Source organism: Nocardiopsis sp. NPDC055551 (genome assembly GCF_053619415.1).
The window spans coordinates 295,518-319,466 of sequence record NZ_JBSHJJ010000008.1 but is presented as its reverse complement, the minus strand read 5'-3'; the positions used below and the strand labels follow the sequence as shown (position 1 = coordinate 319,466).

The window sequence follows — 23,949 nt, the reverse complement described above, 5'->3', positions numbered from 1 at the left end:
ACCCCGTCCACCACCAGGTGATGCACCACCAACAACAGACGCGGAGCCCCTTCACCCTCGAACAACACCGCACGCACCACCGGCCCCGACACCAGGTCCAGAGAACTCTGCGCCTCGTGCACGCGCTCGCGTTCCAGGGCCCGAGCACTCGCTTCGTCGAGCCCGGACAGGTCGACCCTGGTCGGCTCGCATCCGGCCTCCCCCGCCGGGACGATCACGGCCGCGCCGTCAGCGCCGTCCGTTCCGCCCGATCCGGGGCTCATGCGCAGGCGCAGCATGTCGTGGTGCTCCACCAGACCCGCCAGTACCGTCGGCAACAGCGAGGTGTCGGTGTCCTCGGCCAGGTCGAGGAGCACGGACATGTTGAAGTGGTCCGGTCGGACCGTGTGGTGCTCCAGGAACCACCGCATGATCGGCGTGGACGGCACCGGACCCGAGACCGGACCCCACACCACCGAGGCCGCATCCGACTCCTCGGCCACCTCCGCCAGACCGGCCACCGTCGCACGCGTGAACACGTCCTTGGAAGAGACCACCACACCCGCACGACGCGCCCGCGACACCACCTGAATACTCAGAATCGAGTCACCGCCCAGAGCGAAGAAGTCATCGAAGACCCCCACCCGCTCCACACCCAACACCGAAGCGAACACCCCGGCCAACACACCCTCGACCTCAGAACGCGGGGCCACCGTCTCCCCCGGTCCGTCGAGGTCCGGCTCGGGCAGCGCCCGCCGGTCCACCTTGCCGTTGGCGTTCAGCGGCATGGCCTCCAGCACGACCGCGGCCGAGGGAACCATGTACGCGGGCAGGGCCCGGGAGAGTTCGGTGAGCAGGGCCTGCCCGCCACCCTCCGGCAGTCCCTTCTCGTCCGGCACCACGTAGCCGACCAGGCGTCGCGCCCCGGACGGGGACCGGTGAACGAGCACGGACGCCTCCGCCACCCCGGGCAGGGCCAGCAGCGCGGACTCGATCTCTCCCGGCTCGATCCGGAACCCCCGCAACTTCACCTGGGAATCCGCCCGACCCACGTACTCCAACCACCCGTCGACGTTCCACCGCACCAGATCACCCGTGCGATACAAACGACCACCCGAACCGAACGGATCGGCGACGAAACGCTCCGCCGTCAACCCCGAACGCCCCCAATACCCCCGCGCCACACCCGCACCACCCACGTACAGCTCGCCCACGGCCCCCGGAGGGGTGCGGCGCAACAGCGGGTCCAGCACGTGCAGCCGCATGCCGTCGAGCGGGCCGCCGATCGGCATCGGGACGGGCACGGCCCCCGGCAGGGGGAATCGGGTGGCGAAGGTGGTGGTCTCGGTCGGTCCGTAGACGTTGGCGATCCGCGTACCGGGGCAGGCCTCGACGGCCCGCTCCATCGCCTGCGGATTGGCCGCCTCGCCACCGGTCATGACCTCGCGCAGACCCTCGAAGCAGGAGGGGTCCTGGGAGGAGTAGAGGTTGAACAGCGCGGTGGTGAGGAACACCCCGGTGACCCCGTGCGCGCGGACGGTCCCGGCGAACTCCTCGGCGTCCATGCGCCCGGGCGGTGCGACGACCACGACACCGCCGTTCAGCAGCGGCGCCCAGATCTCGTAGGTGACGGCGTCGAAGGCGTGGGAGGAGTGGAACAGCACACGGTCGTGGTCGCCGCCGGTCCACAGCCGGTCGTGGGCCAGGCGCACGACGTCCTCGTGCGTGACCGCCACGCCCTTGGGCCTGCCGGTGGAACCGGACGTGAACATCACGTAGGCCAGGCTTTGGGGCAGGACGCGTGCCTCGGCCTCCGGCGGGGCCTGCGCATCGGCCCGGGAGCGGACCGAATCGGCCTCGGGCCCGTCCAGGTCCAGCACCGGAAGTCCGTCGACGCCCTGGACCCGCCCCCGCGACGGGGCATCCGTCAGAACACAGACCGCTCCGGTCTCCCGCGCCAGCCACGCCACACGTTCGGCCGGATCATCGGCGTGCACGGGCACATAGGCGGCGCCCGCGCGTGCGGCGGCCAGCATGGCCACGACCACGTGCGCCCCGCGCTCCAACACGAGCAGCACCGGCGACTCGTCGCCCGTGCCGTGCGCGCGCAACCGCTCGGCCAGGGCGGCCGAGCACGCGTCGAGCTCGGCGTAGGTCAGTTCCGTGTCCGCCGAGGTGACCGCGAGCCCGTCGGGATCGAGCGCGACCCGCCGTGCGAACGCCTCCGGGACGGTCTGCTCCGCGCCCTCGGGGTGGGTCCCCTCCCACTCCGCCAGAGCCCGCTCCTGGGCGTCGGTGCGCACACCGATCCGGGCGACCGGCCGGTCCGGGTTCGTGGTGAGCGCGGTGGCGAGCCGGCGGACGCCCTCGACGAGCGCGGCGATCCGCTCGGGGTCGTACAGGTCGGTGTTGTACTCCAGGTCGAGTCTGAGCCCGCCCCCGCGCTCCTCGAACTCGAAGACCAGGTCGAAAAGGGAGGAGGTGCGGGGCAGGTCGAAGGGCGCCACGTCCAGGCCGTGCAGGCCGAGTGCGCCCGTGTGGGCGTTCTGCAGCACCAGGAGGGCCTGGAAGACGGGCGTGCGGGACTGGTCGCGTTCGGCGACCACCGCGTCCACGACCCGGTCGAAGGGGAGTTCGTGGTCGAAGGCGGCCAGAACGGTGTCGCGCACCCCGTCCAGGAAGTCCCCGGCGGTGGCGCGGGGGTCCACCCGGGTCCGCACCGCGACGGGATTGACGAAGAAACCGACGACGTCGTCCACCTGGTGGTGGTCGCGCCCCGCCGAGGCCACGCCCAGGGTCACGTCCGCGCTACCCGAGGACGCCGACAGCAGGAGCTGGGTGAGGGCCGTGAGGGTCACGAACAGGGTCGCTCCCCGCTGATGACCGAGGTCGCGCAGGGCGGCGGTGACCTCCGGCGAGAGTTCGGCGCGGTGGACCGCCCCGGCCGTGGTCCGGACCGCCGGACGGGGGTGGTCCGCGGGAACCTCGGCGGCCCGCGCGTCCTCCAGCTCCCGGGTCCAGTACTCCAGGTGTTCCCGCTCGGTCTCCCGAGTCCAGCGGTTCCGCTCCCACACGGCGAAGTCGGCGTAGTCCACCGGTGCGGCGCCGGCGCGCTCCGGGACGGTGCCCTCGACCCGGGCGCGATAGAAGGTACCGAGGTCGCGGACGAGGATGTCGACGGACCAGCCGTCGCAGGCGATGTGGTGCGCGCTGAGCACGAGGGCGTGGTCGTCCGCTCCCATGCGCACCAGCAGGGCGCGGAAGGGCGAGCCGTCCTCCAGGTCGAAGGGACGCTCCGTCTCGGCCCTGAGCAGTGCCTCCAGCCGCCGTTCCCGGTGCGCCCCGGACTCTGTCAGGTCGGTCCGGGACAGCGGGACCTCGGTCCGTCGGGGGGCACGGACGTGCTGCACCGGCCCCTCGTCGGTGGAGGTGTAGGTGGTGCGCAGTGCCTCGTGGCGGGCCTGGAGGTCGCCCAGGGCCTCGTGCAACGCCGGGACCGACAGGTCCCCGCGGATTCGGTAGGCGCTGCCCGTGTAGTACTCGACGCTCTCGGGGTCGTGCTGGTGGAGGAACCAGAGGCGGCGCTGGGCCGCGGACAGCGGCAGGGGGCGGTCCCGGTCGACGGGCTCGATGGGCCTGGGAGCCTCCTCGCCGGTGATCCCCTCGGCGGCGACGCGGGCCGGCGTGCGCAGGGTGAAGATCGCCCGGCGGTCCACGCCTCGGCCCAGGCCGGCCTCGATCCTCGACAGGGCGCGCGCCGCGAGGATGGAGTCCCCGCCCAGGTCGAAGAAGTCCTCGTGGCGGCCGACACGCTCCAGTTCCAGGACGCGGGCGAACTCCTCGGTCACGACGCGTTCGGTCTCGTCCTCGGGCGCCGCGTACTCTCGTCGGACGGCGTCGGGCGCGGGCAGCCGGTCGTGGTCGATCTTGCCGTTGGGTGTGGTGGGCAGGGCCGCGAGCACCACCACCACGGAGGGCACCATGTGGTCGGGCAGGACCTCCCTCAGGCCCCGTAGGACGGTTTCCTCCTCCGGGTCGGCACCGCCCGGCTCACCCGCCACGTAGGCCACGAGTCGACGGATGCCGGGCCGGTCCTCGCGCACCAGGACGGCGGCGTTGGCCACCTCGGGAAGAGCGATGGCGGCCGTCTCGACCTCACCGGGCTCGATCCGGAAGCCACGGAGTTTGACCTGCTTGTCGACGCGACCCCGAAACTCCAGGGCGCCGTCGGACAGCACGTGCACTCGGTCTCCGGAGCGGTACATCCTGGCTCCGGGCGGCCCGAGGGGGTCGGGCACGAACCGCTCCGCCGTGAGTCCGGGACGGCCGTGGTAGCCCCGGGCCAGCCCCGCCCCGGAGATGTACAGTTCACCGCTGCCACCCGGACCCACGGGGCGCAGGTGGTCGTCGAGCACGATGACCCTGGTGCCGTCGACGGCGTGTCCGAGGGGCGGGACGCCATCACCGGACAACGGTTCGCTCATGGTGGCGCACACGGTGGTCTCGGTGGGCCCGTAGCCGTTGAACACGTCGCGCCCGCGCGACCACAGCTCCACGATGGCCCCGGGGCAGCTCTCACCCGCGACCATGACCGACCGCAGATCACGCAGACCGGTCGGGTCCAGCCCCGGAAGCACGGCGGGGGGCAGGGTCACGTGGGTGATGCGGTGGTCGGCCAGGGTACGCACGAGCGCGTCGCCCAGGAGCGCGTGTCGTGGCAGGACCACCAGGGCGGCGCCGTTGAGCAGGGCCATGCACACTTCGAAGAACGAGGCGTCGAAGCTGGGCGACGCGAACTGGAGCACTCGGGAATCGGGGGTGACGTTCATACGGACCCGCTGGGTCCGTGCCAGGTCCTCGATGCCTCGGTGGGTGACCAGTACTCCCTTGGGACTGCCGGTGGAACCAGAGGTGTAGATGACGTAGGCGACGTCGTCGGGCAGGGGCCCGGCACCCGGGAGCGGAGCGGTGCCCTCCAACCGGTCGGAGTCGACGGTGGTCACCACCGAATCGCCCTGCCAGGGTGTGTCCGCGCCGGTCACGACCAGGTTCACCCCAGAGTCGGCGAGCATGTGGGCCAGGCGCTCGTCGGGGTAGGCGGGGTCCAGTGGCAGATACGCGGCGCCCACCCGGGTGATCGCGAGCAGGGCGACCACGAGGTCGACCCCGCGCCCCAAGTGGACTCCTACACGGTCCCCCGGCACCACGCCGGAAGCGACCAGGCCCCTGGCCCGGCGCTCGACGAGGGCCTGGAGTTCGGCGTAGGTGAGGGTGAGCTCCTCCGACACCAGGGCGACGGCCTCCGGTCTCTGGGCCACCCGCGCGGCGAACAGGGCCGAAAGGGTACGGGTGGGCTGGTCGGTGCTGGGGGAGGCATCGGCAGACAGCACGTTCACTACTCCTGTGTGGGGCGGCCCGGGAACGGACCCGAAGTGGCTGGAGGACGGATCGGGGCTCAGGCCCGGGAACGCACGGGAGCGGACGTGCGTCGCAGGACGCGGCCGTTGTACTGCATGGACGCGATGGTGGAGGGATCGTCGGTCGCACGCAGGAAGCGGCCGTCGAAGGACATGCCGCCGAGATCGCCCACCGTCACGGAGAAATAGAGGTCGGTGCCGGCGACGAGCGGTCCGGAGAAGCCATTGGAGAGGGTGAACCACAGGGTCCCGTCCCCTTGGTGGGTGACCTCGACGGCGAGGTCACCGTTGGCGTAGCGCCCGGTGACGTCCACGCCCGTCCTCCGGGGTCGGCTCACCGGTGTGCGCTGCCGGTAGTGCCCCACGTCCAACCCGAGGTCGCCCAGCCCGGACACCAGGTCCTCCCACAGCCGGATCCCGGTGGTGCCGTTGGTGGTCAGAGCCACCGCGACGCGCCCCACCGGGTCGACACGCAGGTTGCAGGTCCCGCCGTCGAGTGTGCCGTCGTGGCCGTACCAGAAGCGATCCGTCGCCAGGTGGAGGGCCCAGCCCGCGCCCCAGCCGTCGGCCAGGCCGAAGGGGTCGGCGGAGGGGACGGCTCGGCCCATCTCATCGAGGATCGTGGCGTCGGCGATGTCGCTCTCCAGCACCGCGTCCTCCGGAGCCATGAAGGATCGCGCGAAGTCGACCAGGGTGGTCGCGCTTCCACCCAGACCACCCGCCGGGGTCAGCTCGGGCTCGATGTGGAAGTCCACCGGCTCGGTGAGACCGGTGGTGGTGTCCACCGCGTGTCCGCTGACCAGACCACTCGGCGCCTTGGGGCTTCGGGCGTCGTGCACGAAGGCGAGGTCGAGGCCGGTGGGCAGGGCCAGGTAGGACTCCAGGGTCTCCCACCAGCCCTGGCCGGTGACGGCTTCCACGACGTGGGCCGCCAGGGCGTACCCGCTGTTGGAGTAGGAGAAAGCGCTCTCGGGGGAGCCCACCGATTCGCTCCGCAGGAGGGAGGCGGCGTAGTGGCGCAGGGGTTCGGCTCGCGCCGGGTCCGCTTCGTGGTCGGAGACGAGTCCCGCCGTGTGGCTGAGGAGCTGGCGCAGGGTCGTGACGTGTGCCGGGTGGCCGGTGGGCAGACCGCGAACGTTCAGGTGGTCGGTCAGGGCCGCGTCGAGATCGAGGTCGCCGTCCTCCACCAACTGCATGACCAGGGCGGCGGTGAAGATCTTGGACACCGATCCGTAGGCGAACCGGGAGGCCGGACCGACCGGCCGCCCCGAGCCCGTGTGCTCGACCCCTTCGGCCAGCTCGTACAAGGTTCCCTCACGGTAGACCGACAGCTGGGCCCCGGGTACGGCGTGCTCACGAACCAGGCTTCTGAACAGGCCAGACAGCTCGTTTTCCAAGATCAACTCCTAAGAATAAAAGCTTGAAATACTTGCAACCTGGGCCACACATAACGCCCCGTGCCCACAGGGAAAGCATCAGTACCGCGAACTGATACTTACCTACACCCCCACCCCATGGCAAACCATACGGCCAAGACCTTAATACATCGGCCAGAAGCCCGATAAAAATGGGACGCAGTTCACAAATTCACCCGGGAAGCGATCTTCGAGATAAGCCGAACCAACATCGATCGGACACTCACAAGACCACCCTGAACAGCAAAAACTTCCTCCAGAGCGATACCAACCGGACCGACGCCAAAGATGAACCGCCCGCAAAGAAAAACCCCCTACACGCGTTCACTGGTATCACCAAAATGAATCGAGCGGGGCAACTTCTCGCAACATGAAAAATATTCACAAACGCAATCGACCTCGCAAAATCACACAGAGCTATATTTCGATAGAGTAGGGCTACCGGAAGCAATGGCCGCATCCGGCCATTCCATTAATAAAACGAAGACAACTGGTAGCAACACAAAAAAGGGCGAGAGAAGATCTCTCACCCTTTAACAATTCCTCGGTCGAGCCGAGCGTGTGGGTCCCCGGCGGATGTGCGCCTTCGGCCCGGTCTCAGCCGCGGTGACGGAAGTGGTCCACGATCAACAGGACGATGCACAGAACCGTCGCCAGGCCGAACGCCAGACTGATCAGGGCGTTGAATCCGCCCAGGGAGGTGACGGCGTTGCCCGCCGCGCCGAGGATGAGCAGTGTCCACAGCACGCCTCGGAACGCCGCACGTCGCCCCCTGGGGGCGACGTCACCTCGACGCCCCTGTTCGGCGGGGGTGTTCGAGAACCTGTAGGGGTCGGTCATGTCGTGTTCTCCTGTGGTCTCGGCCGCGCGGACGGGCGAGGGACAACCGTCATGACGGCCCGTGGGTTGGGCACGCACACCACCCTAGGAACCCCCCGTCCCGCCATCCATCCCGCTGTCTGCCCGCCCGGGGTACAGCAGGCTGTACCCGTCCGCTCGGCCCGAACCGCCGCCGGGTCGGGCGGGTAGGGTTCTGCCGTGCCCCCGCAGGAGACGAACACACCCCCCGGCCCGGCGACACGGAGCGGTTCGCCCACCCCCGTCCGGAACCTCACCGTGACCGGGCTCCACAACATGTTCCTCAGCCTGGAACGGCTCTCGGGAGGGCTGCTGACCGGGTTGGCCGCACTGTTCACCCTGATCTTCCTGGCCGCGGTCGCCCTCACCTCCTTCCTCGGGATCGGTCTGCTCCTCGTACCCGCCGCCCTGCGCCTGCTGCGCACGGTGGCCAACTGGGAACGGGACCGATTCCTGCGCTGGGGTTCCGAGATCATCCAGCCCTACGGTGACGAGGTCCCGCGCGGCCCCCTTCGGGCGCTGGGCTCACTCCACGACGACGTCCAGGTGGGGCGGAACCTCCTGTGGCTCGTGTGTCACTCCTTCCTCGGCCTGCCCCTCGGCCTGTTCGGGGTCCTGCTCCCGATCATCGCCGTCCGCGACGTCACCTTCCCCTTGTGGTGGCACCTACTGCCCCCGAACACTGCGGGCGCCTCGGTGGGGCTTCCCGTGCACAGCTGGCCCGGCGCCCTGGCCGTCGGCTTCCTGGGCCTGGCCTGGTGCGCCATCATGTTCGGCCTGAGCCCGACGTTGGCACGTGTCCAGGGCCTGCCGGGCAAGTGGTTGCTCGGATCGCGTTCCCAGGCCGTCCTCACCGAACGCATCCACCACCTCACCGCGACACGGGCCGCCGCGCTCCAGGCCCACACCACCGAGCTGCGCCGGATCGAGAGGGCCCTGCACGACGGCGCCCAGAACCGGCTGGTCGCCGTCACGATCCTGTTGGGGACCGCGCGGCGGGCCGTGCGCACGTCCCCCGAGGAGGCCGATGACGTCCTGGAACGGGCACAGAGCGCCGCGGAGGACGCCCTGGCCGAGATGCGTGGACTGATCCGGAGCATCCTCCCGCCGGCTTTGGAGAAGAGGGGCCTTGAGGGCGCGCTCAACGCGTTGGCCGGTGGCTGCCCGGTGCCCTGCATCGTGGAGGTCCATGGCCTGAAGCGATACGCCTCCAGCATCGAGGCCACGGCCTACTTCATCGTGGCCGAGGCCATCACCAACATCACCCGGCACAGCGACGCCACGCGCGCCCGGGTCAGCGTCACCGAAAGGGAGAACACGTTGCGCATCGACGTCCATGACGACGGCCGTGGTGGGGCCGGTGAGGGGGCCGGCACCGGTCTGGCCGGGATCCGCACGCGGGTCGAGGCACACGACGGGTCGTTGACCGTGACCAGCCCCATCGGTGGGCCGACCCACCTGCACGCGGAGCTGCCGTGCGCATCATGATCGCCGAGGACGACACGCTCCTCAGGGAAGGGCTCGCCGCGCTGCTTCGGGGAGAGGGGTTCGAGATCGCCGCGACGGTGGGCGATCCCGACGCCTTGATCGACGCCGTGACCGAGAAGGCACCGGACCTGGCCATCGTGGACGTGCGCATGCCGCCGACCCACACCGACGAGGGGGTGCGGGCGGCGATCCGCGTCCGCGAGATCCACCCCGGTCTGCCGGTGCTGGTGCTCTCCGCCTACATCGAGCAGTCCTTCGCCAGCGACCTGATGGCGGTGAGCGCCTCGGGCGTCGGCTACCTCCTCAAGGAACGGGTCGGCCGGGTGGACCGGTTCCTTGAGGCCCTGCGCCGGGTGGCCAAGGGCCAGACCGTGATCGACCCCGAGGTGGTCACACAACTGTTCGCGCGGCAGAACGCCGACGAGGCGCTCGGCAGGCTGAGCCCGCGCGAGCGCGACGTGCTGGCGCTCATGGCCGAGGGCCTGGGCAACGCGGCCATCGCCAAGCAGCTGTTCGTGACCGACGGGGCGGTGCACAAGCACATCCGCAGCATCTTCGGCAAGCTCGGTCTCTCCCCCGACGACAGATCGGACCGGCGTGTGGCCGCGGTGTTGCGTTACTTGGACTCCGAACGCGCCTGACCCCTACCGCCGGTTCTTCCATGTGGGCGTCCACGCCCGTGCCCGACCGTTCTCCGGGCTCCAACCCTCGGGGTGACGCATCGCCTTAGTCTGTGTCCCGCACACACACGAGGAGGACTCAGACGTGGTCGGGATCCGCAAGCAGCGCCAGGAGCGCACCCGTGAGGCATTGCTCGACGCCGCCGCGACGGTGTTCGCGAGTTACGGATACGGCGCCACTTCCATTCCACGGATCGCGCACGAGGCCCGGATGTCGACCGGTGCGATCTACTCGAACTTCAGCGGCAAGCGGGAACTCTTCCTGGCCGTGGTCCGACGCGTGGTCGAGGCGGGCGCGGCCTCGCGTCGACACCACGCCGACGTCACCGCCGACCACGACGAGCTGATCGCCCGGATGGTCACCAACTGGACCTCCACGATCGAGACCGCGCCCGACATCGTCCTCCTCATGGCCGAGTTCTGGCTGTACGCGCTGCGGCACCCTCCGTTGGAGGAGGCCGTCGCGCAGCTGTTGGCCGAGGTGCGGACCAACCTCTTGACGAACATCGTCGACGCCGGTGTGGTGGCCGATCCCGACGTGGCGAAACGGCTCGCCGGCGCGGTGCAGGCCATGGCGTACGGGTACGCGATGCAGCGGCTGGTCGACGAGAACGCGGTGTCGCCGGAGCGACTCGTCGAGTCGGTGGGCTGGCTCCTGCGCGGCGCCGTTCCGCCCGCACAGGGGGTTGTGGCGGGCACCACATCCCAGTAGCCTCCGATTTCAGAGAATGATCATTCTCTGAAATGCGACATGGAGGCCCTGATGGGAGAAAGCACGCAAAAATCCTCCGACCCCGGAAGTCGACCCGACGACGCCACGCTCGAACGGTTCCGGCATGACGGCGTCGAGGTCGCGGTCCGACGTTCCGGCGACGATGGACCCGGCGTCGTCATGCTCCACAACGGCGGCACCTCCCACGGCATCTGGCGGCACCAGATCGCCGACCTCGCCGCCGACCACCGCGTGGTGGCCATCGACCTACCGGGCTTCGGCGCCTCTCCCATGCCGCCCGAGCCGATCGACCTCGCCGCGCACGTGGACCTGGTCGCGGCCCTCGTCCGGCACGACGGGCTCTCCCCCGTCACGCTGATCGGCAACTGCATGGGGTCGGCCATCGCCGCCGGGGTCGCCGCCCGCGACCCGAAGAACGTGCGGGCTCTCGTCATGGTCAACCCCCTGACGGACGCGACGTTCCGCCGCGGAGGCCTCGGGATCCTCATGGCCCCCACCGAGGCCTGGTCGCCGGTGACCGCTCCGGTGCGGGCGGCGCTGCGTCGGATCCGCGTCCCCCGCGCCGCCGTCCCCTTGGCGCTCCGCTTCCAGTTGGGTCCGGCCGGTGTCCGCGCCGGACTCCACCACGACCCGGAACTGACCGCCTGCATGCTCCGGAACGACCAGACACCGGCCCTCACCGACGTCCTCACGGACCTGCCCGCCAGTTACCGCATCGTGCGCGGACCCGACGGGCCCCCGCTCTGCACCATCTGGGGCGCCCGCAACCGGGTCCTGTCACCGGTCGCCGGGGTGCGCCTGGACGCCTTGCTGCGCTCCGAGCATCGTGTCCTGGTCCGCGACGCGGGCCACATGCCCATGCTCGAACGGCCCGAGACGGTGACCCAGGAGATCCGTTCCTTCCTGGACAACGTCGACTCCCCCGCCCGATGACCCCGGAGGTGCCCCCGATGACGGGACCGACCCCCACCACCCCCGACCGCATCCGCGTCGCCGACCGAGTCCTGGACGTGGCGCGCGCCGACCCCGACCGCGTCGCCATGGTCCAGACCGACAGGGGACGCGACGGTGTCCTCATCCACCGCAAGCGGACCTATGGCGAGCTGTCGGACCGCGCCGAACGCCTGGCCGAAGGCCTGCGCGCCACCGGGATCCGAGAGGGCACCCTCTGCTCGTTCATGGTCCCGCCGAGCTTCAACGCGCTCGTGCTGGGCACGGCGCTCTTCCGTGTGGGCGCCACGCTGGTGGGCGTCGAGCCCTACAGCCACGGCATGCGGCGGGTCCGGCAGTGCCTCGACCGGATCGGCCCGGAGGTGTTCTTCGGTACGCCCCGCGCGCACCTGGCCAAACGGCTCTTCGGTTGGGGCAGGCGGACGGTGCGTCAGGAGTTCGTCGTGGACGGCGCCTGGCCGGGCGTGCGGTCGATGGACGACCTGCTGTCGGACCGGGCTCCGGACGTACCGGAACCCGCCGACGTCGAACCCGGCGATCCGGCCGTCATCGCCTTCACCACCGGCAGCACCGGCAAGCCCAAACCCACGGTGCTGCGCCAACGCAACTTCGCCGCCATGGTCGAGTTGGTCGGCGCCCAGTGGGCGCTCGGTGACGGCGGCGACGTGATCGACATGCCCACGTTCCCGATGTTCTGGATCATCGCGCTGTCGGCCGGCGGGCAGGTGGTGGTCCCCCCGATGGACTTCACCATGAAGGGGCCCGGCGACGCCGACCCGGCGGCGCTGCTGCGCACCATCGAGGAGCGCGGCGTCCGGTCGATGTTCGGTTCGCCCGCCCTACTGCGAAACCTCTCGGCGCACGCCCGCCGCGAGTCGATCACGGTGGAGAGCGTGCGGCGTATCGTCGCGGGCGGCGCCGAGGTCCAGGGGCCGCTGTACGCGGCGGTTCGGGACATGCTCGGCCCCGAGGGCGAGCTGTACTCCAACTACGGGGCCACCGAGGCGCTTCCCCTGTGCGAGATCTCGGGAACGACGGTGTTGGAGGAGACCTGGGAGCGCACCGAACGCGGTGAGGGCCTGTGCGTGGGTCCGGGCCTGCCCGGTGTCGAACTCCGGATCGTCCCGGTGACCGAGGGGAACATCGCCGACATCGGTGACGTGGAGGCCCTGCCGACCGGCGAGGTCGGCGAGGTCATCGCCCGTAGCCCGCACATCAGCGAGGACTACTTCCAGGACCCGGTCGCCACCGCCGCGAACAAGGTCCCCGATCCGGACGGCACGGTGTGGCACCGGTTGGGGGACGTCGGACACCTCGACGACCAGGGCCGTCTGTGGTTGGGCGGACGACGTTCGCATCGGGTCATCACCCGGGGCGGGATCTTCCTGCCGTTGCGGGTCGAGCCGGTCTTGGCCACCCACCCGGCCGTTCACCGGGCGGCCCTGGTCGGTGTGCCCCGGGCGGGGAGCATCGCCGCGGTGGTCTGTGTCGAACGCTCCGACGAGGATCGACGCGACTCCGCGACGGTGGCCGCCGAGTTGCGCGCGCTGGCGGAACGCAACGAGTCGACCCGGGGCCTCACCGAGTTCGTCGAGGTGCGGCGCCTTCCCGTGGACCGTCGGCACAACGCCAAGATCGACCGACCGGCGTTGGGGGCCTCGTTGGCCCGTCGAAGAAAGCGGTGACGCGGGCCCCGCTCGGGGCAGGGGCGGGTCCACGGTGGTGCGAGCCGGGCCACCGATGATCGGGAACGTAGGACCCGCCCCTGGACGATCGCGGCCATGCCGTCAGTCCATGGACGCCATGATCTCCTCGGCGACCCGGAGCGCGCCCTCCGACAGTTCGTCCTGGTCGGCCTCGCCCATACGGTCGTAGGTCACCTCCACGAGGACCTGTCCGTCGACCACCGTCACCCCGGCCCCGTCGCCGACGCCCTCACCGGTGACGGCGAACTCACCGAGGTCGACGTCCGGGTCGGCGTCCTCCTCGCTGTAGGAGGCGAGGGTGCTTTCGACGTAGGGCCCCTCGTGGACCTCCATCGAGAAGTGGATCGTCCCGCCCGCCGCCGAGACGAGCATGCAGCTCATCCGCAGCCGGTCAAGGTCGTCCAGGTCATCGGGGTCGGGGATGCCCGTCGTCCCGTGTGTGTCGCTGCGCGTGTCCTCCTCTCCGAGGAGGTCGTCCAGGGTCTCCTCGGAGAGCACGGTGCACAGGTTCTCGGGGGCGATCGTCAGGGGGTCGACGAGGTCTCTCTCCGGCCGATCGTTCTCCCCCTCCTCCGGTTCCCTTTCCGTCTCGGGTGCGTCGGCGGCGGCCGCGTCCGTTTCGGTCGTCTCCGGATCACCTCCGCACCCGCTCAACATCAGGGCCAGGGCCAGACCCGAGGAGAGGGCGGCGGAGGCGGACATGTGCTTGGGCACGAAGGGCCTTTCTCAAGAGGTTGGAACGACGTCGCCACCCTAGAACCCAGAGCGACGGGCCGATCGCCCGGGGCCGCGCACCTCGACGTGGTCCATGCCCCGCGTGACGGCGAAACCGCCTCGCGCGCTCCGGAGAATCGGCCGGTCACAAACCCGCCGAACCGACCGTCCCCTCACGATCGCCCTCTCACCTGCGCGAACACCGCACCACCGTTCGGGCGGAGTTTCGTGGTCGCGCTCAAGGGCAGGAGCCGCACAGGAGGTACCCCCCGTGGAGACCCAAACCATAGTCATCATCGCGATAGTGCTCGTGGTCGCGGTCGTCCTCGCCGGAGGTATCGCGTTCGCCGCGCGGTCCTCGATCCTTCCGGCCCGGCGCACCGCCCGGCTCAAACAGCGCTTCGGCACCGAGTACGACCACACCGTCGAGGCCCACGGCGACACCGCCGTCGCCGAACGGGACCTCGCGCGACGACTCGACCACCGCGAGGGCATCGACCTTCGCGAACTCACCGACGAGGAGCGCGGGGCCCACACCCACACGTGGACCTCCGTACAGCAGGGGTTCGTGGACGACCCCGTCCGAGCCGTACACGACGCCCGCGGCCTGGTCGAGACCATCATGCGGGACGTGGGCTACCCCGACGTACCGACCGTCACCGCCGACGACGACGGGTTCGAACGCCTGGCCAAGGTCCTGTCCGTGGACCACCCCACGGCCGTCGCCGACTTCCGCCGCGCCCACGCGGCCGGCCACCTCGCCGAGGCCGACCAGGAACAGACCGAGAGCCTGCGCGAGGCGCTCGTGGCCTACCGCGGTCTCACCGACTCACTGCTCGGCGGGCTCCCACCACGTGGGGAACCCTCTCCGGCCGGTGAACGAGCCATCGAGAACGCCGCCGAGGAGGGTCGGTGAGCGGGGCCGACCTTCCCGGTGGCTCCGGGCGCGGAGCCCGTTGGACCCTGCGGGCGCACCACGCAAGGATTCCACGACCGGGTCAGGAGGCACGACCAATGCAGACCCCGAAGGAACCGCACGATCCCCCGAAGGACCCCGCGTCCGCAGACGGCGGCCCGTGGCTCCCCGCACCCGACCACGTCGATCCCACCACCACCGAGGTCGAAGCCGTGGTGAAGGACCCCGACCCCTTGCCCAAACGTGAGCCCAAGAGCGGTGCGGGACGCCGCAAGCGGGTCCCGGCGGCGCAGAAACGCCCGTCCTCCCCGGGGCGGCCCTCGAAACGGGACGGGGAGCCCTGGCGACTCCGGCCCCAAGGGTTGGAGGGTTCCGGGGTCCTCGACCGTTGGAAGGAGGTGCAGATCGGTTTCGTGGACGATCCGCGCTCCTCCGTGGCCGAGGCGGACGCACTGGCGGCCGAGGTCGCCGAAGCGGTGGTCGCGGCCCTGGAGGAACGGCGCACGGCGCTGCGTGCCGCCTGGGACGGCGCCGAGGACGTCGACACCGAGGTCCTGCGATTGGCCCTGCGCGACTACCGTTCCTTCGTCCGACACCTCAGCGGGGAGGAAACCTGATTCCACTGCCCGGTGGGGCCTCGGCCTTCGATGGCGGGCCCACCGGGCGGTAGCATCTGTAGCGGTTTCTCCCCCCGTCCGCGTGCCCCCGCCCCCTCGGAGAACGCCGTGTGACGGGGTCACCCCAGACACGGAAACGGACGGCATGGACGCTGAAGAGACCCAGGTCATGACAAGGACCGCCGAGTTCACCACCACCCAGGGTTGGGAGACCGAGGTCCGGGGGCGCGTGGCCGCCGCGGTCGACCGACTCGCCGGCCCCCTCGCGGAGCTCGCCGAGCGCGACGCCAACGACGGTGACACCCGGCTGCTGGTCGCCGACTTCTTCGACGTCGGACTCAATTTCAGCAAGTACCGGGACATGACCACCGAGTACCGCACCAGTGGTGACTCCGTCGATTACGCGATCGTTTTGGACGGTGCGCTCTTCGCCCCCGTCGAGGTGTGCCGGATCGGTCAGGAACTGGACCTGCGCAACATCCAGGTGTCGCGACGGCTGGCCGTCGACAAGGGCGCGGAGTGGATCTACCTCACCAACGGCCGGGTCTGGCGGGTCTATCACATGCGCCCCGACCCCGACGGCGGCGCGCCCCGGCCGGTCACCGTCGTCGACGTGGACCTGCTGGACCAGGACGCCTACGACCGCAACGTCGACGGTCTCTTCCACATGACCCGTGACGCGGTGGAGCACGGCCGCTTGGACGCACTGCGCCGTTGGCACGAGGCCATCGAGCCCGGTCCGCTCGCGCGGACACTGCTCGGTGACGAGGTGGTCGCGGCCGTGCGCGCCCGGCTGCGGGAGGACGCCGAACACCCCGGGCACCTCGGTGAGGAGGAGGAGATCCGCCGTGTCCTCACCGAGGAGGTCATCCCGAGCGGCCTGATCGGCTGACCGGTTCCGGCCCTCCTCGGGCCGGGCCCCGGCGAGGCCCGCCCTGGTGGGGCCCCGGCCCCTGTCGTGAGGGCCGCGGGTCACTCCAGGGGCACGTTCATGACACGGTCGTCACCGTCGGAGGGCGAACCCCAGGCGTCGAGGTTGCTGGTGGTCAACCACAGCGCGGAGCCGTCGGGGTGGGCCAGAACCGTGCGCAGTCGGCCGAATCCGTCGACGAAGTGGGCCTGCGGTTCACCGACCTCGCCCCCACCGGTCAGTGGGATCTCCCAGAGTCGCGCGCCGCGCAGGGAGGCCACCCACAGGGAATCGCCGGCGATGGCCGCACCACTCGGTGAGGCCTCGGCCGGCTCCCAGGTGAGCAGCGGATCCGTGAACTCCTCTCCCCCGCCGGGCCCCTCGACGATCGGCCAACCGTAGTTGTCGCCCGGTTCGATCAGGTTGACCTCGTCCAGGGTGTCCTGGCCGAACTCGGTGGCGTACAGGTTCTCCTCCTCGTCCCAGGCCAGACCCTGCACGTTGCGGTGACCGTAGCTGAGGACGTGGTTGTCGAAGGGGTTGTCCGGAGCCGGGTCGCCGGCGGTGGTCATCCGGAGGATCTTGCCACCGAGCGAGTCGGTGTCCTGGGCGTTGTCGGTGTCCTGGGCGTCACCGGTGGCCACGTACAAGTGGCCGTCGGGCCCGAAGGCGATCCGGCCGCCGTTGTGGGTTTTCGCCGCGGGGATGCCGTCCAGGATCACCTCGGTCTCGCCCAGGTTCCCGGACTCCTCGTCGTAGGCGACCCGGGCGACACGGTTGTCCGAGGAGGTCGTGTAGTACACGTAGGCGTAGGGCTCGTCGGGGAACCCGGGGTCGATCGCGAGCCCCAAGAGCCCGCCCTCGCCGCCGTGCGCCACCCCGTCGATGGTTCCGGCCTCGGTCACGTCGCCGTCCGGGGTCAGGTGGGCGACGACCGCGGAGTCCCGCTGGGCCACGAGCGCCGAACCATCGGGGAGGAAGTCGACACCCCAGGGGACGTCGAGGTCCGTGGCCAGGTCCCTGGGTTCACCGAGGTCGAGGGCTCCGGCCCCGTTCGAGCCCGTCGCCTCACCCTCTTGGTCGCCCATGTTCCGGGCCTCCCCGTTGGCGCAGGAGGTGACGAGAAGGACGGTGCTCAGGAGGGCGATGGTGTTGGTCGTCGTTCTTCGGGATCCGATGGGCGTGGATGTGCGATCCATGCCGCAACCCTGCCCATCGGGCGCACGAGTACGCTCACCGATCGTCGGACCGCTCGGCGTTCTCGTAACCTTGGTCCACTTCCTCAAGAAGGCGCTCGACGTCGGTGAGCAGAGCGCTGTACACCGGCCACTGCTCATCACCCCACTCCCGACGCCCACGTTCGCGGACCCTGTCCAACTCGCGCAGGGCGTCGTCGACCATCGCGCACAGGTCGTCGGAGGCGGTGCTGCGCTCGGGTTCCTCCTGATCATGCACGACCCTGAAGATCTCCGAGGCCCGCTCCAGCAACGGAGCGAGTTCCCGTAGGAACGCGTCGTCGGGGACGGAGAACCGAGAGCCCGAACGTGTGGTGCTGCGCAGCGCGCGCACCAGGGACTGCACGTGCTGCGCGGCTCGGCTCAGGGCCTGAACCCAGTCACGGTAGATGTCGAACTGCGCGGGCGACGGTTCCTCACGTGACAGGAGCCGCCGTGGGTTGAACCACAACCGGTCTTCCTGCCGACGGATCGACTCCTGGGCATTGCGCACCGTCCCGTCGAACCCGTCCGCGGTCTCAGCCCAATAATCCGGGTCCAACCCCTCCTTGCCCTGGCTCAGCCCCGCAGCTATCTCACCGGTCAGGGAACGCAGGCTGTCGGAGAAGACCAGGACGGCGTTCTCGGCGTCACGGAAACGCACCGCCGGGGCCAAGACGATATTGGTCAGCAGGGCGCAACCCGCACCCACGCAAACCATCAGCAGGAGTGACCCCAGGTCCGAGAGGCTGGTGGCGGTTCCACCGGCCAGGGCGAAGGCCGCCACCACGGAGACCTGTGTTCCCTGTTCACCGAAGAAGCGTGTCTGCCCGACGATGAGGGCCGCTAGGACGACCAAGGCGAACATCCACATGGTGGGGCCAACGGTGAGACCACTGATTCCGGCCATCAGGGCGCCAACGAACACCGCCGCGACGTATCGACCGGATTGGAGCGCCGACCCGTACACGCTGGGTCGGACGACCAAGAGCGCGGTGAAGGGGGCGAAACCGATCTGGGTGGACGCGCCCATCAGGTGTCCCACCACGTAGGCGAGGGTCGAGGCGATCGCGCACTTGAGGATGAGGACGAAGGTCTCACGCTCGAATCCACGTCTGCGCCGGGCCCGGTCGATCCTCCGCCACAGTTGTTCCCAACCGCCCTTGGCCATTCCACTCCTCCTAGGGTCACAGTTCGTGTGGTGGCCACTACTACCCGAGGAAGGGGCGGGTCGAACCCTTCAATGACGGGCCCGGGTGGCTCACGGTCCGGCCCGGGGCCGCAGCAGGGAAACCGTTCGGAAGCCGGCCCAGAGGGAATCGGGTCAGCGTCGGACCATGACGAGGACCCCACAGGACCAGCCGAGCAACGGTAGCCGCTCCCACCCCGCTCGGGACTCCAGGTCCTTGATCAGGGCCTCCACCGCCAGACAGTGGTCCTCGGGGAGGGAGGTGTTCCGCGGTTGCCGGGCCAGGTCGTCCACCACGTAGAAACCACCCGGGTCCACCAGGGACAGGGCTTCGTCCAGGTGGGTGAACTTCCCCGGCCAGGTGTCGGCGAAGACCATGTCGTACCCGGGCCCGTCGTCGGTGGCACGGTCGGCCAGCCACTCGCCGCCATCGGCCTCGAAGAGGGTCACCCGAGGATCCCGGGTGTGGTGTCGGCGGGCCACGCCCAGGCGCTCGGGATCGTTGTCGAGGGTGTCCAACCGGGCGTGTTCGTCCATTCCGGCGAGCAGCCACGCGGTGCCCGCGCCCATTCCGGTGCCCAGTTCGAGGAGGCGACCGCCGGGTTTGGACGCGGCCAGGGCCCGTAGGAGCTGTCCGACCGCCTCCTCACAGGACATGCCGAACCCGAGGCTCTCCGCGTCGGTCTCGATGGCGTCCAGGATGAGGGGCCGTTGCTGCGTCTCTGTCACGGGACACTCCCTGTTCGGTGCGGCCGGGACACCAGGCTAAGCCCGAGTGTCGCGTCGATCCAGGAAGGGGAGAGGTGACCGCCGGAATGGTTCCGTCCTCACCACTCCGGCGGCCGGAACCGCTCTTCTCCACCGGGGAGGGGGCGCCGGAGGACTGGGCGCTGGGTGGAGCGAGGGTCGGGGCATGGTGCCCGAACGTCATTGTGCCGCTTTCAGGACCACCGGACCACTGATCAGTCCGCAATCCCTCACGCGTTCTCGTAGATCCCCTTCAACCGCTCCATGTCCACGATGACGACGTTGCGGTATCCGGACACCAGTATCCCCTCCGACCGGAAGCGGCGGATGGCGTTGCCGACCGCGTCGGTGCGCGCGCCGATGAGCTTGCCGAGGTCGGTGTGGGAGAGGCGGACACCCAGGTCGATCCCGTTCGGGGTCGGGGTGCCATGGCGGTCGGCCAGTTCGATGAGCACCCGGGCCAAGCGCGCCTCCACCTCGTAACCGATGAACTCGGCACGGTGGCGATCGGCCCACTCCAACCGTTCGGCCATCATCGTGATCAGTGCGCGCCAGGCCTTGGGGTGTTCCTCCAGGAAGGCCTCGAACACCGAGTGGGGAAAGGTCCGGACCGACAGCGGGGAACACGAGGTGACCGTGGCGATCGGAGCGGTGCCGCGGAACATGCTGAGCTCGCCGACGAGGTCTCCGCGTACCCGGATACCGAGCATCGCCTCGGTGCCGTTGCGCATGACCGAGGTGACCTTCACACAGGCCGCGTCCCAATTCCGCGCTTCCGGCGGTGGGCCCAAGAGCATGATCTGCTCGTCCTCGTCACCTTGGGAGATGAGCACCCGGTTGGCCGGCAGGTAGCGCGGTGGCGCCAGTGACAGGAGCCGCTCGGCTGCGGGTCCCCCGATCCTGGACATGAAGGTGCCCATCGGCCAATCGGTCATGCGTCCTCCCCATCACTCCCCCTTCATCATGCCCAGGAGACCACCCGATCGCGCGAATCAGCACGGAAACCGAGAAGATTCGTGATCCACGGACGTGGCCCGGTACTTCCCGGAATCGGTACCGGGGCCCGGGGTTCCGGGCCCCGGGTCGTCATCGTCGGGCCGGTTCGCGCTCCCGAGGTTTCCGGGTCAGGGCGACCACGGCGACCGACACCACCGCGACGAGCGCGGTGAGCAGTAGCGCCACCAGGTGCAGCGCCTCGGTGAAGTCCGCACCCGCCAACCGGCCACCGGTCAGTACCGCCAGGAGAGCGCCGACCACGGCGATGGAGACCGTCTCCAGGCTCAGCCGGGTCGCGTTGAAGACACCCGAGGCCGTACCGACGCGTTCGGGCGGGACGGCGGCCAGGCCCAGCCCGTCGATCATCCCGCCGGTGAGCCCGACACCCGACCCGACCAGAAGGAACGGCAGCATGACCGACCACATGGACGCGTCGGGGGCCAGGGTGGTGAAGCCGAGGACCCCCGTTCCCAGAAGCAGCAGGGCACCGACCACCACGGCGACGTGCGGCAGCCGGTTCACCAGTTCCGCGCCGACCGTGGGCAGCAGCAGGGTCGGCACGGTCAGGAACAGCAACCACAGGCCCGCCGTGCCGGCTCCCAGCCCGACCACGTTGATCAGGTACGACGGCAGGTACACGAGCAAGGGCACCAACACCGACATGAACGTGGCCGCGGCCAGGGCGTAGGCGACGAAACGACGGTTGGCCAACAGGGAGACGTCCACGAGGGGCTCCGACCGACGGCGTTCCACCAGCACGAAGCCCACCGCGGCGACGGCCGCCAGGGCGATGAGCCCCACCAGGACACCGACGCCCCGCGCGGGTCCCTCCACCAACCCACCGATCAGCAACAACAGCGCGACGGTGAACAGGGCTCCGCCCCACCAGTCGACGGAACGGCCATCGCCGCGCATCGCCGGGATTCGCGAAGCCGATAGCAGGGCCAGACCGGCGACCGTCGCGGGGCCGGCGAAGGCGAACCGCCAGCCCAGGGCCTCCACCAGCAGGCCGGCGACCGCGGGACCGAAGGCCGTGCCGGCGCCCAGGACGGTGCCGAGCAGACCGAACGCCCGGGCCCGAGCCGGACCCTCGAAGGCCAGGGCCAGCATCGACCCGCCACCCGCGACGGCCGCGGCGGCGCCGACCCCGCCCAGCGCGCGCAACGCGACCAAGGCCTCGATGCCGGGGGCGAACAGGCACAGCAGGCCGCTGACCAGGAACAGGCCGACCCCGAACACGTAGACGCGTTTACGGCCGGCCGCGTCCGCGATCGAACCGGCGCACACGAGGAAGGCGGCGAAACACGCGTTGTAGGCGTTGACGACCCACTGCGCCGAGGTGAGGCCGACCCCCAGGTCCGTCTGGATGTCGGGCAGCGCGACCGAGGCCCCGGTCAGGGACAACGGCAGGGTCAGAGTGGACAGCAGAACGGTGACGAGCACGAGGGTGCCGCCACCCGAAGGTGATTTCACGAGTGACATCCGGCGTGGTGAGTAGGACGCCGGGCAGCCCGAGAGACCGCACCGGCGAGGACGCTGATGCGGCGGTCGGAAACTACGAGGATCTGGCCGCCGCTAGAGGGCGGCCTGCTCTTCCGTGAGCGGCATGGGCACGAGTCAACCGCTTTCGGGGTCGTCTCGCCAAGGGATTTTCCGGTGGGGGTCCGGATCCGGCGCGGAGGAGGCGCGGAAACGGCCCTCACACGGGCGTCGTAGGCTTCCCCACGACCCCCAGCAGACGAGGTTCGTATGTGTTTCCTCCGGCGACGACGGCGATCCCGGCATGATCCAGGGACTTCCGCGTCACCCGAGCCCTCCGCCCCCGAGCCGCTGACGGGCGAACTTCCCGCGCACTACGACCACGTGGTGCGCATCGGGGTGGAGGTCGAACCCCGGGACGAGCCGGCCTTCCTCGCGACGGTGGGTGGACGTCCCTGGCAGACACGGCACCTGGGCGAGGGTCGGTACGACGTGCGTGTCGCGGTCTCCGGTGTGGCACTGGGCGCCACGCGGGCGGCCCTGGCGGAGTTCCAACACGCACTGTCCAAGTCCGGAACGGAGGTCCGGGTCACCTTCGCGGCCCGACCGCTGCACACTCCGTCGACGTCACGCCGGTACCTGGTACTCCCCCGGGACCGGATGCCCCGATGGGAATGGCTGGCGGCCCCCGTCCGTGTCCTGAGGTCGTGGCGTTCCCGGGGGACCATCCAGGCGTCCTCGCTCGCCGAGGCGAGGTCGATGCTGGACGACTTCGTGAAGCGCAACCCCGAGGCCGGACCACCCGATGGACTCATGGTGGTGGGCCCACCGGACCCGCCCGGTGCCGAGCCCCCGGTGGGGGACGGAAGGGGTTCGGCGGTGAGGGACCCGCTGGACGACCGGCGTTTCCTCCCGATCGTGGCGCTCATGATCTTGGCCGTGGGAGGGGTGGCGCTCTTCGGCCTGTACGTCTCCACGTGGCGACCGGAGGGGAACCTGTTCCCGGTCGTCATCGCCTCACTGCTCGCCGTGCCCTGTGGGTTCGGGGTGTGGCAGATGTTCCGCCACATCCCGGAGGGTCGGATCAACACCTGGCTCCCCCTGGGGCTGACCGCCCTGGTCCCACCCCTCACGATCGCCCTGAGCACCGCCAACCAGGACGCCTACCTGGAGGCGTTCGGGATCTCTCCCGGGGACGTGGTGACCAGTGGTCCGGGCCGGCTCTTCGCCTTGGCCGGTTTTCTGCCGGTGCTGGTCGTCCTCCTCGTCTCGCTGGGGGCCTTCGGTCTCCTCCGCTACTTCCACATCGGTACCCCGGGAACATCGTTCTTTCCACGGCTGATGGTGGTCCTCGCGGTCTGTCTGTACGGGCTCGCCACCTTGTACGTACTCCTCACCACCATGAAGGGGCCCTTGGAACAGGGCGCCCAGGTCGGTTCCGACCACGTCGCCCACTACCGCTCGGAGGGTGGCGCACCACGTGGCCACGTGGGGGTCACCCCCTCCGTCGTGTGCGTGGAACCGGGTGGTGATCCGATCCAACGGATCGGACCACCGCCGACCACCGACCGGCCGGTGTTGTACTTCGACGGAGCGAACGACGTCGACCTCCTGTGGGACCGCGAGCACGGCCTCACCAAGGTGCCCCGCTTCTCGGTGAGTCTGACCCCCGTGCCCGACCTGAACTCCGTCTGCCCCGAACCGGAGTCCATGGAACCGGCGTCCGCCGATTGAGGAGCCTCGTGGTTCGGCGGTCGCCCGTCCGGGGAGGCGGCATCGCCGGGAAGCCGGAGGTCCTCCGTGGATCTGCGCGTTCCCCCGCGGGGAAAGCCCCTGGCGTGCTGAACCTCTGATGTCGGGCACACCGGCACCACCGAATCGACCACTCCGACCCCGCTCCCAAGCCGCTCGGAGAGCACGGTGGAGGCCGCCGAGCGCGG

General features: G+C 70.0%; 18 protein-coding genes. 9 read left to right on the top strand and 9 right to left on the bottom strand.

Features of this window, described 5'->3' with window-relative positions; genetic code table 11:
• The 3 genes from ACWGSK_RS16990 to ACWGSK_RS16980 all read right to left on the bottom strand — a co-directional run.
• Nucleotides 1-5,369, bottom strand: a 5,369-nt coding sequence (locus ACWGSK_RS16990; protein WP_452456199.1) for an amino acid adenylation domain-containing protein, incomplete at its 3' end; no start/stop codon positions are given.
• Between the two features lie 65 nt (nt 5,370-5,434).
• Nucleotides 5,435-6,793 (bottom strand): serine hydrolase domain-containing protein, encoded by a 1,359-nt coding sequence (locus tag ACWGSK_RS16985; RefSeq protein WP_358511967.1) that lies wholly within the window; start codon nt 6,791-6,793, stop codon nt 5,435-5,437.
• 615 nt (nt 6,794-7,408) lie between these two features.
• Nucleotides 7,409-7,651 (bottom strand): hypothetical protein, encoded by a 243-nt coding sequence (locus ACWGSK_RS16980; protein WP_358511964.1) that lies wholly within the window; start codon nt 7,649-7,651, stop codon nt 7,409-7,411.
• A gap of 276 nt (nt 7,652-7,927) precedes the next feature.
• On the opposite strand from ACWGSK_RS16980, the gene ACWGSK_RS16975 reads away from it, so the two are divergent.
• The 5 genes from ACWGSK_RS16975 to ACWGSK_RS16955 all read left to right on the top strand — a co-directional run bounded on the left by ACWGSK_RS16975 (nt 7,928) and on the right by ACWGSK_RS16955 (nt 13,206).
• The gene (locus ACWGSK_RS16975; protein WP_452456198.1) at nt 7,928-9,157 is read left to right on the top strand and encodes a sensor histidine kinase; all 1,230 of its coding nucleotides are present in this window, start codon (nt 7,928-7,930) and stop codon (nt 9,155-9,157) included.
• The gene (locus tag ACWGSK_RS16970; RefSeq protein ID WP_358511958.1) at nt 9,145-9,798 is read left to right on the top strand and encodes a response regulator transcription factor; all 654 of its coding nucleotides are present in this window, start codon (nt 9,145-9,147) and stop codon (nt 9,796-9,798) included. Before ACWGSK_RS16975 ends, ACWGSK_RS16970 begins: the two co-directional genes overlap by 13 nt.
• A gap of 124 nt (nt 9,799-9,922) precedes the next feature.
• Nucleotides 9,923-10,549 carry a TetR/AcrR family transcriptional regulator gene (locus ACWGSK_RS16965; protein ID WP_452456197.1) on the top strand — a complete coding sequence of 209 codons (627 nt, stop codon included), beginning with the start codon at nt 9,923-9,925 and terminating at the stop codon, nt 10,547-10,549.
• A 51-nt stretch (nt 10,550-10,600) separates the two neighbouring features.
• The gene (locus ACWGSK_RS16960) at nt 10,601-11,503 is read left to right on the top strand and encodes an alpha/beta fold hydrolase (RefSeq protein ID WP_452456196.1); all 903 of its coding nucleotides are present in this window, start codon (nt 10,601-10,603) and stop codon (nt 11,501-11,503) included.
• A 17-nt stretch (nt 11,504-11,520) separates the two neighbouring features.
• Nucleotides 11,521-13,206, top strand: a complete 1,686-nt coding sequence (locus ACWGSK_RS16955) for a fatty acid CoA ligase family protein (RefSeq protein ID WP_452456195.1) — start codon at nt 11,521-11,523, stop codon at nt 13,204-13,206.
• Between the two features lie 102 nt (nt 13,207-13,308).
• Here the strand turns inward: ACWGSK_RS16955 and ACWGSK_RS16950 are convergent, their stop codons facing one another.
• Nucleotides 13,309-13,941, bottom strand: a complete 633-nt coding sequence (locus ACWGSK_RS16950) for a hypothetical protein (protein WP_358511946.1) — start codon at nt 13,939-13,941, stop codon at nt 13,309-13,311.
• Between the two features lie 271 nt (nt 13,942-14,212).
• Between ACWGSK_RS16950 and ACWGSK_RS16945 the strand changes: the two genes are divergently transcribed.
• The 3 genes from ACWGSK_RS16945 to ACWGSK_RS16935 all read left to right on the top strand — a co-directional run bounded on the left by ACWGSK_RS16945 (nt 14,213) and on the right by ACWGSK_RS16935 (nt 16,366).
• Entirely contained in the window at nt 14,213-14,857 is a 645-nt protein-coding gene (locus ACWGSK_RS16945; RefSeq protein ID WP_358511943.1) for a hypothetical protein, read from the top strand.
• 98 nt (nt 14,858-14,955) lie between these two features.
• Entirely contained in the window at nt 14,956-15,474 is a 519-nt protein-coding gene (locus ACWGSK_RS16940; protein ID WP_452456194.1) for a hypothetical protein, read from the top strand.
• Between the two features lie 145 nt (nt 15,475-15,619).
• Nucleotides 15,620-16,366, top strand: a complete 747-nt coding sequence (locus ACWGSK_RS16935) for a hypothetical protein (protein WP_452456193.1) — start codon at nt 15,620-15,622, stop codon at nt 16,364-16,366.
• An 80-nt stretch (nt 16,367-16,446) separates the two neighbouring features.
• On the opposite strand, the gene ACWGSK_RS16930 is transcribed toward ACWGSK_RS16935, so the two are convergent.
• The 5 genes from ACWGSK_RS16930 to ACWGSK_RS16910 form a co-directional block, all read right to left on the bottom strand.
• Entirely contained in the window at nt 16,447-17,583 is a 1,137-nt protein-coding gene (locus ACWGSK_RS16930) for a PQQ-dependent sugar dehydrogenase (RefSeq protein ID WP_452456192.1), read from the bottom strand.
• Between the two features lie 34 nt (nt 17,584-17,617).
• Nucleotides 17,618-18,769, bottom strand: coding sequence for an FUSC family protein (locus ACWGSK_RS16925; RefSeq protein WP_452456191.1), 1,152 nt, complete (start codon nt 18,767-18,769; stop codon nt 17,618-17,620).
• Between the two features lie 153 nt (nt 18,770-18,922).
• Nucleotides 18,923-19,516: an O-methyltransferase gene (locus ACWGSK_RS16920; RefSeq protein WP_452456190.1), complete on the bottom strand. Its 594-nt coding sequence runs from the start codon at nt 19,514-19,516 to the stop codon at nt 18,923-18,925.
• A 248-nt stretch (nt 19,517-19,764) separates the two neighbouring features.
• A complete protein-coding gene (locus tag ACWGSK_RS16915; protein ID WP_452456189.1) occupies nt 19,765-20,469 on the bottom strand; it encodes a Crp/Fnr family transcriptional regulator in 705 nt (234 codons plus the stop codon).
• 151 nt (nt 20,470-20,620) lie between these two features.
• Nucleotides 20,621-22,012 (bottom strand): MFS transporter, encoded by a 1,392-nt coding sequence (locus tag ACWGSK_RS16910; protein WP_452456188.1) that lies wholly within the window; start codon nt 22,010-22,012, stop codon nt 20,621-20,623.
• Nucleotides 22,013-22,393: 381 nt separating this feature from the next.
• Here ACWGSK_RS16910 and ACWGSK_RS16905 point away from each other — a divergent pair, with 381 nt between their 5' ends.
• On the top strand, nt 22,394-23,743 hold the full coding sequence (locus tag ACWGSK_RS16905; protein WP_452456187.1) for a hypothetical protein: 1,350 nt from the start codon (nt 22,394-22,396) through the stop codon (nt 23,741-23,743).
• Nucleotides 23,744-23,949: the final 206 nt, after the last annotated feature.